Source organism: Ramlibacter sp. G4-7 (assembly GCF_057784995.1).
The window spans coordinates 118997-132541 of the sequence record NZ_JBYNTT010000002.1 but is presented as its reverse complement, the minus strand read 5'-3'; the positions used below and the strand labels follow the sequence as shown (position 1 = coordinate 132541).

The window sequence follows — 13545 nt, the reverse complement described above, 5'->3', positions numbered from 1 at the left end:
GCCGTGCGCGGGCGGAGTGTCGCACAAAGTGCGGGCTATTTCAAATGGTGCGTGCCCATTTCATAATGCGAATTGCAGTAGGCGGCACCTTTGCCGCGGACGTTGCTCTGACCAAGGGGGCCGCCCCTTAGACTTGACCTCCTCATGCATGACTCGCCCCCTTCGGAACTCTCCTCCGAAGTCCCCATCCCCAACTGGTGGCGTCACTGGTGGCGACGCCAGACGCCGACCCGCCAGGACCGCTATGCCATGCTCGCGCCGCTCGCGGCCGTGCTGCTGTTCCTGGCCGCGATCGTGTCCGCATTCTGGTACCTCCGCATGGAAGAGATGGACCGGGAGCAGGAAGCGGTCAAGCGCGATGTCGAATACGGCCAGCAGCGCCTGCGACTGCGCCTGCTGGAGCGGCAGGAACAACTGATGCGCATTGCGCGCGACATCTCCAACAAGGAGGTGGACGCGGAGGAGTTCGTGGGCCGCGCGGAGTCGATGGTCGCGCAGTACCCCGAGGTGCTGATGCTCACGTGGATCGACGAGCGCCGGCGCGTCACGGCGAGCTACGCGGCGCCCAGCCTCAACACCGCGCAAAGCCGCACCAAGGGCGAGGTGCTGCGCCCCGGCGAGACCGAGACCATGTACAGCCTCGCGCGCGACCTGCAGCAGCCGGTGTACTCGCAGCCGGTCGCGGGCCCCGACAGTTCGGGGCTGCTGCAGCTGCACGTGCCGCTCGCCGAGCAGGGCAAGTTCGGCGGCGTGATCCTGGGCGAATACTCCATCGACGGACTGCTTCGCTACGGCATTCCGGCCGAGATCTCCGCCAAGTACGCCGTCGCCCTGCTCGATGGCAAGGGGCGCGTGCTCGCGGGCACCTCGGTGCCGCCGCGCAACCCCGCCACGCAGCTTCTGCCGTGGGCGGCGCAGCCCAATGAGTACGAGGTTCCCGTCTCGCCCGTGGGCAACGGCCTGCTGGTGCGCGCGCAGGCCTACCGCACCGGCCTGGGCGTGATCGGCAGCGGCCTGTTCTGGCTGGTGGGCGCGCTGTCGGCGATGACGGCGTGGATGCTGATCGCCAACTGGCGCCACACGCGCCGACGCGTCAAGGTGCAGCAGGCGCTGATGGCCGAGACCAGCTTCCGGCGCGCGATGGAGAACTCCATGCTCACCGGCATGCGGGCGCTGGACATGTACGGCCGCATCACCTACGTCAACGCGGCCTTCTGCCAGATGACCGGCTGGAGCGAGGCGGAGCTGGTGGGACGCACGCCGCCCTTCCCTTATTGGCCCGACGAAGACCGCGAGCTGCTCGCCGCCCGGCTGGAGGACGAGCTCAATGGCCGCACCATCCAGGGCGGCTTCCAGGTGCGCGTCAAGCGCAAGGACGGCACCCTGTTCGACGCGCGCCTGTATGTGTCGCCGCTGGTGGATGCCAAGGGCCAGCAGACCGGCTGGATGACGTCGATGACGGACATCACCGAGCCCACGCGCATCCGCGAGCAGCTGCAGGCCTCGCACGAGCGCTTCACGACGGTGCTGGAGGCGCTGGACGCGTCCGTCTCCGTGGCGCCCCTGGGCAGCGAGGAACTGCTGTTCGCCAACAAGCTGTACCGGCTGTGGTTCGGCGGCCGCGCCGCGGGCCACCTGCAGATGGTCGTGACCGCCGGCATGTCCGACGCGCCCCATCCGAGCGACGAGCCGCACGACGACGTCGACGCCTTCGTGGGCCTGCCCACCAACTCGCTGACGTCCGCGACCTCCGAGAACGCGGAGATCTTCGTGCCCGAACTGGGCAAGTGGCTGGAAGTGCGTTCGCGCTACCTGAACTGGGTGGACGGCCGCCTCGCGCAGATGGTGATCGCCACGGACATCACCTCGCGCCGCAACGCGGAGGAGCAGGCCGCGCTGCAGGCCGAGCGCGCGCAGACGTCCAGCCGCCTCATCACCATGGGCGAGATGGCGTCCTCCGTCGCCCACGAGCTGAACCAGCCGCTGACGGCCATCACCAACTACTGCAACGGCCTGGTCTCGCGCATCAAGAGCAAGCAGATCGCCGAGGAGGACGTGCTGGCCGCGCTGGACAAGACCGCGCGCCAGGCGCAGCGCGCCGGCCAGATCATCCAGCGCATCCGCAGCTTCGTGAAGCGCAGCGAACCGAACCGCTCGCCGTCCGACGTGAGCGTGATCGTGAGCGAGGCGCTGGAGCTCGCCGAGATCGAGCTGCGCCGCCGCAACGTGCGCATGTCGCATTACGTCGCCGCGCGCCTGCCGCAGCTGATGGTGGACCCGATCCTGATCGAACAGGTGCTGGTGAACCTGCTGCGCAACGCCGCCGAAGCGGTGGAGAACGCCGAGCGTCCGCCGGGCCGGCGCAGCGTGGAACTGCGCGTCGTCCCGCGCCTGGAGCACGAGCAGCAGGTCGTGGAATTCTCGGTCACCGACTCCGGCCAGGGCCTCGCCCCGGAGGTGATGGAGCGGCTCTACGAAGCCTTCTTCTCCACCAAGCCCGAAGGCATGGGCATCGGCCTGAACCTGTGCCGCTCCATCGTGGAGTCGCACCAGGGAAGGATGCTGGCCGAGAACATCTACAATGGCAGCGAAGTTGCGGGGTGCCGGTTCTCCTTCTGGATTCCGGTCTCCGTCGCAGGCGGTTCGACCATGGGCAAGGGCGCGAGGGTGACGACAGCATGAGGCGCCGGGCCGGTCCGAGCCTCGCGACACCGCAGTGCCCCGCGCGGAGGTTTTCCTGATGTCTTTGATTCCGAAGAAGGGGACGGTGTACGTCGTGGACGACGACGAGGCCGTCCGCGATTCCCTGCAATGGCTGCTCGAAGGCAAGGACTACCGGGTCCGCTGCTTCGATTCCGCCGAATCCTTCCTTGCGCGCTACGACCCCCGCGAGGTGGCCTGCCTGATCGTCGACATCCGCATGGGCGGCATGACGGGCCTCGAACTGCAGGACCGCCTGGGCGAGCGCAAGTCGCCCTTGCCGGTGGTGTTCATCACCGGGCACGGCGACGTGCCGATGGCGGTGAACACGATGAAGAAGGGCGCGATGGATTTCATCCAGAAGCCCTTCAAGGAAGACGAGCTGGTGAGCCTGGTCGAGCGCATGCTCGAACGCGCCAAGGACACCTTCGCCGAATACCAGAGCGCCGCCAGCCGCGACGCCCTGCTCTCCAAGCTGACCTCGCGCGAGGCGCAGGTGCTCGAACGCATCGTGGCCGGCCGCCTGAACAAGCAGATCGCGGACGACCTGGGCATCAGCATCAAGACGGTGGAAGCGCACCGCGCCAACATCATGGAAAAGCTCAACGCCAACACGGTCGCCGACCTCCTGAAGATCGCCCTCGGCCAGACGCCGCCGAAGGCCTGACGCCCGGATCCCACCCACGACGCGCCCGCCCGGGCGCGTTTTTCCTTCCCTCTCCCCATGACCGCCCAGATCATCGATGGCAACGCGCTGGCCAAGAAAGTGCGCGCCGAAGTCGCTGGCCGCACCGAAGCCCTGAAGGCCCGCGGCATCCAGCCCCACCTCGCCATCGTCCTGGTGGGCGAGGACCCGGCCAGCCAGGTCTACGTGAAGCACAAGGTCGCGGACAGCGAGCAGACGGGGCTGAAGGCCACGCTGGAGCGCCTGCCCGCCACGACCACCGAGAGCGAGCTGCTGGCCCGGGTGCGGGCGCTCAACGGCGACGCTTCGGTGCACGGCATCCTCGTGCAGCTGCCGCTGCCGAAACACATGGACAGCCACCGCGTCATCGAGACCATCTCGCCGGCCAAGGACGTGGACGGCTTCCACGTCGCGAGCGCGGGAGCGCTGATGGTCGGGCAGCCCGGCTTCTGGCCGTGCACGCCCTACGGTTGCCTGAAGATGCTGGACTCGATCGGCTACGAGCTCCGCGGCAAGCACGCGGTGGTCATCGGCCGCAGCAACATCGTCGGCAAGCCCATGGCCATGATGCTGCTCGGTCGCGATGCCACCGTCACCGTGTGCCACAGCCGCACGACGGACCTGGCGGCCTTGACCCGGCAGGCCGACGTGGTGGTTGCCGCGGTCGGCAAGCGCAACGTGCTGACCCGCGAGATGGTCAAGCCCGGCGCGGTGGTGATCGACGTGGGCATGAACCGCAACGACGAAGGCAAGCTCTGCGGGGACGTGGACTTCGAGGGCGTCAAGGAAGTCGCCGGCTGGATCACGCCGGTGCCCGGCGGTGTCGGGCCCATGACGCGCGCGATGCTGCTGGTCAACACCATCGAGGCGGCCGAGCGTGCCGCAGCCTAGTACCGCGGCCTAGTACCGCCACAAGGGCCAGAAGCTCCAGCCCTCGCCCTCGAATTCGTCGTCGTCCAGTTCCAGCGGCCAGGACGTGGCCGGCTGCCTGTCGTCCTGGGGCGGTGACTGCGCCGGCCGGCTCGCATGCGGCTCCACGGCCGGTGGCGGCGCAGGCTGCGACCCGGGACCTTGCGCCGAAGGCACGCCCGAGCCCACGAGCACCGCGGCCCAGGCCACTCTGCGAATCATGTTCATGCGGGTCCTCTTCCAGCTTGCATCACCGGACCCAGCGTAGGCCGCGCGGCCTGAACGGCGCGTGAACCGGGCGCACGCGCGCCGTGCTTACTTCACGGAAGCCCGGCGCCGGGGGACCGCGTCCTGCGCGGGCCGGGCAGGATGCGTGAGGTCGTGGAAGAACTGCTCGAGCTCCGGCCCGATGCGCTGCAACTCGGCGTGGTGCCGGTCCGCGAGCCGCGCGAGCAACTGCATGCCGCGCGGCGTCAGCCGCAGTTCCACCTTGCGCCGGTCGAGGCTGGACGGCTGCCGCGTCAGCAGGCCTTCGGCCTCCAGCCGGTCCACCAGGCCCACGGTGCTGTTGTGCTTCAGGAACAGGCGCTGGGCCAGGTCGTTGATCGTGACGGGCTCGGCCGAGGTCCAGCCCCGCAGGATCAGCAGCGCCTGGTAGTGGCGTCCCGTGAGTCCCACCTGCTCCGCCGAGGCCTCGCTGAAATGCAGGAACGCGCGCATCGCGTGCCGGAACGCCGCCAGCCGCGCGTAGTCCTCCGTCGTCAGGGCCGAACGGTTGCGGTTCATCTTCTCTTCCACCTGCGCATTGTCAGCGCGTCCGTGGCCTGCGTTGCGGCTTAGGGCTTGTGCGGATGGAGACCATATCGTACGCCGATATACTTTTGGAAATATCGGCGAAGGATACATTTTCAGTCGATTCGCCGATTCCTGGAGACACGACATGAAGCATGGGTCCCATCGTTCCCTCCCCAGCCGACGCGCCGTGCTGCGCGCGGGCCTCGGCGCCGCGGGCGGCATCGCTCTGCCCTCCGTGCTGGTGCTGCCGGCGCTTGCCGCCGACCAGCCGCCGATCGGGACCTGGCCCGCGGGCGCCTCGGGCGACTCGGTCTTCATCGGCATCAGCGTCCCGCGCACCGGCACCTATGCCGTCCAGGGCGAGGACGAACTCAAGGGCTACCAGCTGGCCATCGAGCACATCAACGAGGGCCATCCCCTGATCAAGGCGATCTCGCCGAAGACGAGCAAGGGGGTGCTGGGCAAGCAACTGAAGTACGGTGTCGCCGACTCGGCCGCCAAGCCGAACGACGCGGTGCAGGCACAGCAGCGCTTCATCACCGAGAACAAGGCGATCATGATCACCGGCGGCACGTCCAGCGCCGTGGCGGTGGCGCTGAACAAGCTGGCGCAGCGCGAAAAAGTGCTCTTCGTCTGCGGCATCTCGGGCTCCAACGACACGACCGGCAAGGACTGCGTGCGTTACGGCGTGCGGCAGAATTTCTACGGCGAGACCGCCGCGAACGCGATCGGCCCGGCCCTGCTCAAGGCCTACGGCAAGAACAAGAAGGCGGCGTTCATGACGCCCGACTACACCTACGGCCACACGGTGACCAAGTCGGTGAACGACTTCCTGTCCAAGAACGGCGGCTGGCAGATGGTGACCAACCAGGTCTCGCCGCTGGGCGCCCCCGACTACAGCTCCTACCTGACGAACATCGCGAACTCGGGCGCCGAGTTCCTGATCAACGTGAACTGGGGCCACGACGCCGTGCTGTCCACGCAGCAGGCCAAGCAGTTCGGCCTGCTGCCCAAGATGAAGCTGGTGATCCCGTACCAGATCCCCTTCCTGGCGCGCGAGGTCGGGGCGGACGTGATGGAAGGCGTCTATGCCGCGACCGACTTCTGGTGGACGCTGGAGGACAAGTACCCGCTGGCGAAGATGTTCGTCGAGACCTTCGAGAAGAAGTACGGCTACAAGCCCGAGTGGGGCGCCGAGAACGCGTACATGGAGTTCGCGCTGTGGGCCGAGGCGGTCGAGCACGCCGGCACCTTCTATCCGCCCGATGTGATCAAGGCCTATGAGTCGCCGCGCAAGCTGCAGTCGATGGTCGGCGAGGTCAGCTGGCGTCCGGCGGACCACCAGCTGGTGCGCCCCGTGGTGATCGTGCGCGGCAAGAAGCCCAGCGCCATGCGCAACAAGGAAGACTACTGGGACGTGGTCGAAGTCGTTCCCGGCGCAGGACTCATGCAGAAGCCCGACGCTTTCGGCTGCAACCTGGGCAGCTACACCTGAACCTTCGCGAATGGCGCGGCGGGAGCGGCACCGGCCGCCGCGCCGCCCAGGCTTGCGCCCAGCATGCTCACCTGGTCGAACTTTCTCTCGCAGCTGTTCAACGGGCTCGCGCTCGGCGCCCTGCTGGCGCTGATCGCCTCCGGGCTGACGATCATCTACGGCACGCTGGGCGTGCTGAACCTGGCGCATGGCGCCATGTTCATGGTGGGCGGCTATGCCGGCTACGCGGCCTGGCAGGCCAGCGGCTCCTTCCTGCTCGCGCTGCTGGCCGGCACGCTCTGCGTCGGCCTGCTGGGCGTGCTGATGGAGCGCGTCATCATCCGCCACTTCTACGCCCGGCCCGGCGAAGACCAGCTGCTGGTGACCTTCGGGCTGGCGATCTGCTTCGTGGAGATCATCCGCCTGCTTTTCTCCAGCCTGAGCAAGACCGTACAGCCGCCGCCCATGCTCACGGGGATCACCTCGCTGGGGGTCATGTTCTATCCCACCTACCGGCTGGCCGTGGTCGGCATCGTGGCGGTGGCGCTGCTGGCGCTGTACTTCGTCCTGTACCGGACCCGCCTCGGCCTGATCGTGCGCGCCGGCATCGACGACGCGGTGATGGTCGACTCGCTGGGCATCAACGTGTACCGCATCTTCATGGTGGTCTTCGGCATCGGCTCGATGGCGGCGGGCTTCGCCGGCATTGTCAATGCGCCCGTGGTGTCGCTGACGCCCGAAGTCGGCGAGACGATCCTGGTGCAGACCTTCGTGGTGGTGGTGATCGGCGGCGTAGGCTCCTTCCCCGGCGCGGTGCTGGGCGGCCTGATCGCCGGCGAGATCATCAGCCTCACCTCGATGGTGAACCCAGGCTATGCGTACGTCATGCTGTTCGCGGCCATGACGCTGGTGCTGCTGGTGCGGCCGCACGGCCTGCTGGGCGCGCGAGGACGCGAGTGACCGGGTGTTGCGGATGAACCGACAGCGGCGTTTCCTGCTCGAAGCACTGGCGGCGGCGTGCCTCGTCGCCGCACCCTTCGTCCTGCCGCTGCTGGGCGCGGCGCCCAATACCGTCAACCGCATCCTGGTCTGGGGCCTGTTCGGACTCGGCTTCGACATCCTGTTCGGCTACGCCGGCCTGCTCTCGTTCGGCCAGTCGGCCTTCTACGGCACCGGCGGCTTCGTTGCGGCCTACCTGCTCACGCGGGCCGGCTTTCCCAGCGTACTGCTCGCACTGGTGATCGGCATGATGGCCGCAGCCGTCGTCGGCTACCTGATCGGCCTGCTCGCCCTGCGCCGCACGGGCATCTACTTCGCGATGATCACCGTGGCGATCGCCGAGATCTTCTTCTTCGTGGAGTTCAACCCGCTGTCGGAATGGACCGGCGGCGAGAACGGCCTGCCCGGCGTCCCCACGCCGGTGCTGAACCTGGGCTTCACGACGCTGCACTTCACGTCGGGCTGGTCGCTCTATCCCTTCCTCGCCTTGTGCTACTTCCTGGGCCTCGTGGTCGCCCGCTGCATCGTGCGCTCGCCGGTGGGGGCGGTGCTGGAAGCGATCCGCGAGAACCCCTTGCGCGCCGCTGCCGTCGGCCACAACGTGCTTTCCTACAAGCGCACGGCCTTCGTCATCGCCGCCGCCTACGCGGGCCTGGCCGGCGGCCTGCTGGGCGTGCTGCAGGCCTTCATGCCGCCGGACGCGTTCATGTTCGAGACTTCGGGCCAGCTGATCATGCAGACGGTCATCGGCGGCCGCGGCACGCTGGTGGGTCCCCTGCTGGGCGCCGGCGTCTGGCTGTTCCTGCAGGACTTCCTGCAGGCCTCGCTGGGCCTCGGTGCAGCCTGGAAGCTGGTGCTGGGCGTCGTGTTCGTGCTGCTCGTGTGCTTCCTGCGGCAAGGCATCATCGGCGGCGTGCGCGACCTGTGGCATCTGCTCGCACGGACGCGGCACGGCGAGCTTGCGCCCGCCGACGCACCCGTCACCGCGCCGCCCCCCCCTCCCATGCGGATAGACCCCATGCGTGCGACTCATCACGCCGACAAGGACTACGCCGGCCCGGTCCTGCAGGCCACGGGCCTCACCAAACGCTTCGGCGGCGTCGTCGCCAACGAAGGGATCGACTTCAGCGTGCGCGCGGGCGAGCTGCGCGGCATCATCGGGCCCAACGGCGCCGGCAAGTCGACCTTCTTCAAGATGCTCACCTGCGAGATCGCGCCCACGTCGGGGCGGATCGTGTTCGAGGGCCGCGACATCACCGGCATGACGGTCACCGACGTGTGCCAGCTCGGGCTGACCAAGAGCTACCAGGTCAACCAGCTGTTCAACCGGCTTACGGTGCGGCAGAACGTCACCATCGCCGCCCTCGCCGAACTGCGCGGCAAGTTCAGGCTGGACCTGCTGCGCGGCGCCGAGAAGGTCCGCGGCTTGCGCGAGCAGGTGGAGCACACGCTGGCGCTGGTACGGCTGACGGCGCGCGCCGAGGCGCCGGTGGCGCAGCTGGCCTATGGCGAGAAACGGCGGCTGGAAATCGGGCTGGCACTGGCCTCCTCGCCCACCCTGCTGCTGCTGGACGAGCCGCTGGCCGGCATGAGCCCGAGCGAGCGCGTCGAGACGGTGGCACTGCTGAAGTCCATCGCCCGCGGCCGCACCATGGTCGTCATCGACCACGACATGGATGCCCTGTTCGAGCTGGCGGAACGCATCACAGTGCTGCAGGAAGGCCGCCTGCTGGTAGAAGGAACGCCCGAGGAGATCAAGCGCAACGCGCTGGTGCAGGAGGCGTATCTCGGGGGCGTGCAGGAGGAGCTCGTGGCATGAACCTCCTGGAAGTCAGCGGCCTCAACAGCTACTACGGCGATTCCCACATCCTGTTCGACGTGGGCCTGCACGTGCGCAAGAACGAGGTGGTCGCCCTGCTGGGGCGCAACGGCGCCGGCAAGAGCACCACGCTCAAGAGCCTGATGGGCGTGGTCACGCCGCGCGCCGGCTCGGTGGTCCTGGACGGCATCGACCTGGCCGGGCGCAAGAGCCATGCGATCGCGCGCGCCGGCATGCAGCTGGTGCACGAGGAGCGGCGCATCTTCGGCAGCCTCAGCGTCGAGGAAAACCTGGTGCTGGCCGGGCTCACGGCGCCGCACAAGTGGCCGCTGGCGCGTGTCTACGAAATGTTCCCGCGGCTCAAGGAGCGCCGCGGCAGCCGCGGCACCGACCTGTCCGGGGGCGAGCAGCAGATGCTGGCGATCGGCCGCGCCCTGATCCGCAATCCCAAGATCGTGCTGCTGGACGAGCCCTTCGAAGGGCTCGCGCCCGTGATCGTGCACGACCTGATGCAGGCCTGCCGCACGCTGGCCGACGCCGGCCAGACCATCGTGCTGGTGGAACAGAACCTGGCCGCGACGCTGGCGCTCGCGCATCGCGTGTACATCATCAACAACGGCCACGTCGCCCACGAAGGCTCGGCCGCCGACTTGCGCGGGCGGCCGGAAATCCTGCAGCGCCACCTGGGCGTCTGACGCGCGCAATCGCCGCCATCGGCAATCCCAATGCCGCCGGAGGTTGAAGAGTGCCCCGGTGCCGCAAAATGGGTGCCTATGAGCAATCCCCTCCTCGACTTCAAGGACCTTCCCCTGTTCGACCAGGTGCGGCCGGAGCACGTCGCGCCGGCCCTCGACGAACTGCTGGGCCAGGCCGACCAGGCGCTGGCCACCGTCACCGCGGCCGAGTTCCCGGCCGACTGGAAGGCGATGGCCAGGGTCCTGGACGTGGCCACGGAACGCCTGGGGCGCGCCTGGGGCATGGTGGGGCACCTCAACGCGGTGGCCGACACGCCCGAACTGCGCGCCGCGTACAACGAGGCGCTGCCGCGCGTGACCGAGTTTTGGACGCGCCTGGGCGCCGACGAGAAGCTCTACGCGAAGTACAAGACCATCGACCCGGCCGGGCTCAGCCCCGAGCAGCGCCAGGCGCACAAGAACGCGCTGCGCAATTTCACGCTCTCCGGCGCGGAACTCACCGGCGCGGCCAAGGAGCGTTTCGCCCAGATCCAGGAACGCCAGGCGGAGCTGAGCCAGAAGTTCAGCGAGAACGCACTCGATTCGACCGATGCCTTCGCCTATTACGCCGGCGCAGAGGAGCTCGATGGCGTGCCGCCCGACGTGGTGCAGGCCGCGCGCGCGGCGGCGGAAGCCGAAGGCAAGCCGGGCTACAAGCTCACGCTGAAGATGCCCAGCTACCTGCCAGTCATGCAGTTCGGCCACAACCGCACCCTGCGCGAGCGCCTCTACCGCGCCTACGTCACGCGGGCGAGCGACCAGGGCGACCCGAAGTTCGACAACACGCCCCTGGTGCGCGAGATCCTCGCCCTGCGCCAGGAGGAGGCCAGGCTCCTGGGCTACGGCAGCTTCGCCGAGGTCTCGGTGGTGCCCAAGATGGCCGAATCGCCGGCACAGGTGATCGGCTTCCTGCGCGACCTGGCGCACCGCGCGCGTCCCTACGCCCAGAAGGACGTGGACGACATGCGCCGTTTCGCGGCGGAGAAGCTGGCCATCGCCGACCCGCAGGCCTGGGACTGGTCGTACATCGCCGAGAAGCTCAAGGAAGAACGCTATTCGTTCAGCGAGCAGGAGGTCAAGCAGTACTTCACCGCGCCCAAGGTGCTTGCCGGCCTGTTCAAGATCATCGAGACCTTGTTCGAGGTGGAGATCCGCAAGGACTACGCACCGGCCTGGAACCCGGGCGTGGAGTTCTACCGCATCGAACGCGGCGGCGAGCTGGTCGGCCAGTTCTACCTCGATCCGTCAGCGCGCACCGGCAAGCGCGGGGGCGCCTGGATGGACGACGTGCGCGCCCGCTGGCTGCGCCCGGACGACGGCAGGCTGCAGACCCCGATCGCCCACCTGGTGTGCAACTTCGCCGAAGGCGTGGAGGGCCGGCCGGCCCTGCTCACGCACGACGACGTCATCACCCTCTTCCACGAATCCGGACACGGCTTGCACCACATGCTGACACGCGTCAACGAGCGCGACGTCTCGGGAATCAGCGGTGTCGAATGGGACGCGGTGGAGCTGCCCAGCCAGTTCATGGAGAACTTCTGCTGGGAATGGGGCGTCCTCAAGCACATGACGGCGCACGTGGACACGGGCGAGCCGCTGCCGCGCGACCTGTTCGACAAGATGATCGCGGCGAAGAATTTCCAGAGCGGGCTGGCGACCCTGCGCCAGATCGAATTCGCCCTGTTCGACATGTTGTTGCATTCCGAACACGATCCGGAGGCGGATTTCATGCCTCTTTTGCAACAGGTTCGCAACGAAGTCGGGGTGCTGCAGCCGCCCGCGTTCAACCGCATGGCACACACCTTCAGCCACATCTTCGCGGGCGGGTACGCGGCGGGCTACTACAGCTACAAGTGGGCCGAGGTCCTGAGCGCCGACGCCTATGCCGCCTTCGAGGAAACCGCGGCCGAAGACGGCATGCCCAGCGTGCAGACCGGGCGCAAGTACCGCCAGGCAATCCTGGAAGCGGGCGGCAGCCGGCCGGCCATGGAGTCCTTCAAGGCCTTTCGCGGCCGCGAACCCACCCTGGACGCCTTGTTGCGCCACCAGGGAATGGCCTGAGAGAATCCCCCAACAACCAGATTGGGGGATCACGATGTCTGCTGTCCGTACCGCGGCGCTCGCCGCGCTGTTCGCTGGAACCGCCCTGGCCGCGCAGGCGCAGGTCTTTCGCATCGTCGGTCCGGACGGCAAGGTGACCTTCACGGACCGGCCGCCCACCGAAGGCAAGGCGAGCGCCGCGCCGTCCCTGCCCATCCCCGGTGGCGCCCCTTCCACGCTCCCCGCGGAAGTGCGCAAGGCGGCCGGCCAGTTTCCCGTGACCCTGTATTCGGGCGCCCAGTGCGCGCCCTGCGACGACGCGCGCACCCTGCTGCAGCGCCGCGGCATCCCGTTCACCGAGAAGACCGTGACCACCAGCCAGGATGCAGCGGCCTTGCAGCGCCTGTCCGGCGCCAGCAGCCTGCCCTTCGCCACCATCGGCGGGCAGCACCTGAACGGCTTCTCGGACGGCGAATGGTCCCAGTACCTCGACGCGGCGGGCTATCCGAAGACCTCCCAGCTGCCCGCGAGCTACCGCAACCCGCCGGCGGCGCCGCTGGTGGCGGTTCAAGCCCCGCCCGCCGCGGCGACGGAGCAGGCCGAGGGCACGCCCCAGGCGCGCCCCGTCCCCCGTGCGGCGCCGCAGCCGGCGCCGGCCGCGACCGAAGCCTCCGGCGTGCCGAACCCCGCCGGCATCCGCTTCTAGAACGTCAGCGTTTCGACCCCGCGGCCGGTGCCCAGCAGGCACACCGCGGCTTTCTGCTGCGCGAACACGCCGACGTCGACCACGCCCGGCCAGGCCTTCACGTCCTTCTCGAAGGCGAGCGGCTCCCGGATCTGCAGCCCCGTGACGTCGAGGATGTGCTGGCCGTTGTCGGTCACCAGCGGCCGGCCGTCCTTCTGCCGCACGCTGGCCGTGCCGCCCAGCGCCTGGAACTGCCGCACGATGCGCTGCGCGGCCATGGGCACGACTTCCACCGGCAGCGGGAATCGCCCCAGCACCTGCACGCGCTTGGACTCGTCGGCGATGCAGACGAAGCGCCGTGACTGCGCGGCGACGATCTTCTCGCGCGTGAGCGCCGCGCCGCCGCCCTTGACCATGTAGCCGCGGCCGTCGATCTCGTCGGCCCCGTCGATGTAGACCGCGAGCTCGCCCACCTCGTTGGCATCGAAGACGCGGATGCCCAGCGCGCGCAGGCGCTCGGTGGACGCGCTGGAGCTGGAGACCGCGCCGGGCACCTGGTCCTTCATCGTGGCCAGCGCCTCGATGAACTTGTTCACGGTGGACCCCGTCCCCACGCCCACCACCTCGCCGGGCACGACGTACTTCAGGGCCGCCTGGCCCACCAATGCCTTGAGTTCATCCTGCGTCACGCGACAATCCCCGGTT

General features: G+C 68.4%; 12 protein-coding genes. 9 read left to right on the top strand and 3 right to left on the bottom strand.

Annotated elements, in window-relative coordinates; genetic code table 11:
* The first annotated feature begins 144 nt into the window (after nt 1-144).
* Genes AC3EGR_RS03585 through folD form a run of 3 tightly spaced genes read left to right on the top strand, consistent with a single transcriptional unit; the run spans nt 145 to nt 4276 of the window.
* On the top strand, nt 145-2682 hold the full coding sequence (locus tag AC3EGR_RS03585; protein ID WP_488545067.1) for a PAS domain-containing sensor histidine kinase: 2538 nt from the start codon (nt 145-147) through the stop codon (nt 2680-2682).
* Between the two features lie 58 nt (nt 2683-2740).
* Complete coding sequence (locus AC3EGR_RS03580) at nt 2741-3367, top strand: response regulator transcription factor (protein WP_488545066.1); 627 nt, start codon at nt 2741-2743, stop codon at nt 3365-3367.
* 57 nt (nt 3368-3424) lie between these two features.
* A complete protein-coding gene (folD, locus tag AC3EGR_RS03575; protein ID WP_488545065.1) occupies nt 3425-4276 on the top strand; it encodes a bifunctional methylenetetrahydrofolate dehydrogenase/methenyltetrahydrofolate cyclohydrolase FolD in 852 nt (283 codons plus the stop codon).
* A 9-nt stretch (nt 4277-4285) separates the two neighbouring features.
* Here folD and AC3EGR_RS03570 read toward each other — a convergent pair whose 3' ends face one another.
* The gene (locus AC3EGR_RS03570) at nt 4286-4522 is read right to left on the bottom strand and encodes a hypothetical protein (RefSeq protein ID WP_488545064.1); all 237 of its coding nucleotides are present in this window, start codon (nt 4520-4522) and stop codon (nt 4286-4288) included.
* 87 nt (nt 4523-4609) lie between these two features.
* On the bottom strand, nt 4610-5092 hold the full coding sequence (locus AC3EGR_RS03565) for a MarR family winged helix-turn-helix transcriptional regulator (protein ID WP_488545063.1): 483 nt from the start codon (nt 5090-5092) through the stop codon (nt 4610-4612).
* Between the two features lie 142 nt (nt 5093-5234).
* On the opposite strand from AC3EGR_RS03565, the gene AC3EGR_RS03560 reads away from it, so the two are divergent.
* The 6 genes from AC3EGR_RS03560 to AC3EGR_RS03535 all read left to right on the top strand — a co-directional run bounded on the left by AC3EGR_RS03560 (nt 5235) and on the right by AC3EGR_RS03535 (nt 12861).
* Complete coding sequence (locus AC3EGR_RS03560; RefSeq protein WP_488545062.1) at nt 5235-6584, top strand: substrate-binding protein; 1350 nt, start codon at nt 5235-5237, stop codon at nt 6582-6584.
* 63 nt (nt 6585-6647) lie between these two features.
* Nucleotides 6648-7523 (top strand): branched-chain amino acid ABC transporter permease, encoded by an 876-nt coding sequence (locus AC3EGR_RS03555; protein WP_488545061.1) that lies wholly within the window; start codon nt 6648-6650, stop codon nt 7521-7523.
* Between the two features lie 13 nt (nt 7524-7536).
* Nucleotides 7537-9381: a branched-chain amino acid ABC transporter ATP-binding protein/permease gene (locus AC3EGR_RS03550; RefSeq protein WP_488545060.1), complete on the top strand. Its 1845-nt coding sequence runs from the start codon at nt 7537-7539 to the stop codon at nt 9379-9381.
* On the top strand, nt 9378-10076 hold the full coding sequence (locus AC3EGR_RS03545; protein ID WP_488545059.1) for an ABC transporter ATP-binding protein: 699 nt from the start codon (nt 9378-9380) through the stop codon (nt 10074-10076). Before AC3EGR_RS03550 ends, AC3EGR_RS03545 begins: the two co-directional genes overlap by 4 nt.
* Nucleotides 10077-10154: 78 nt before the next feature.
* Complete coding sequence (locus tag AC3EGR_RS03540) at nt 10155-12176, top strand: M3 family metallopeptidase (protein WP_488545058.1); 2022 nt, start codon at nt 10155-10157, stop codon at nt 12174-12176.
* A 34-nt stretch (nt 12177-12210) separates the two neighbouring features.
* Nucleotides 12211-12861, top strand: a complete 651-nt coding sequence (locus tag AC3EGR_RS03535; protein WP_488545057.1) for a glutaredoxin domain-containing protein — start codon at nt 12211-12213, stop codon at nt 12859-12861.
* On the opposite strand, the gene rpiA is transcribed toward AC3EGR_RS03535, so the two are convergent.
* Nucleotides 12858-13529 (bottom strand): ribose-5-phosphate isomerase RpiA, encoded by a 672-nt coding sequence (gene rpiA / locus AC3EGR_RS03530; protein ID WP_488545056.1) that lies wholly within the window; start codon nt 13527-13529, stop codon nt 12858-12860. The genes AC3EGR_RS03535 and rpiA overlap by 4 nt on opposite strands.
* Between the last annotated feature and the right edge of the window lie 16 nt (nt 13530-13545).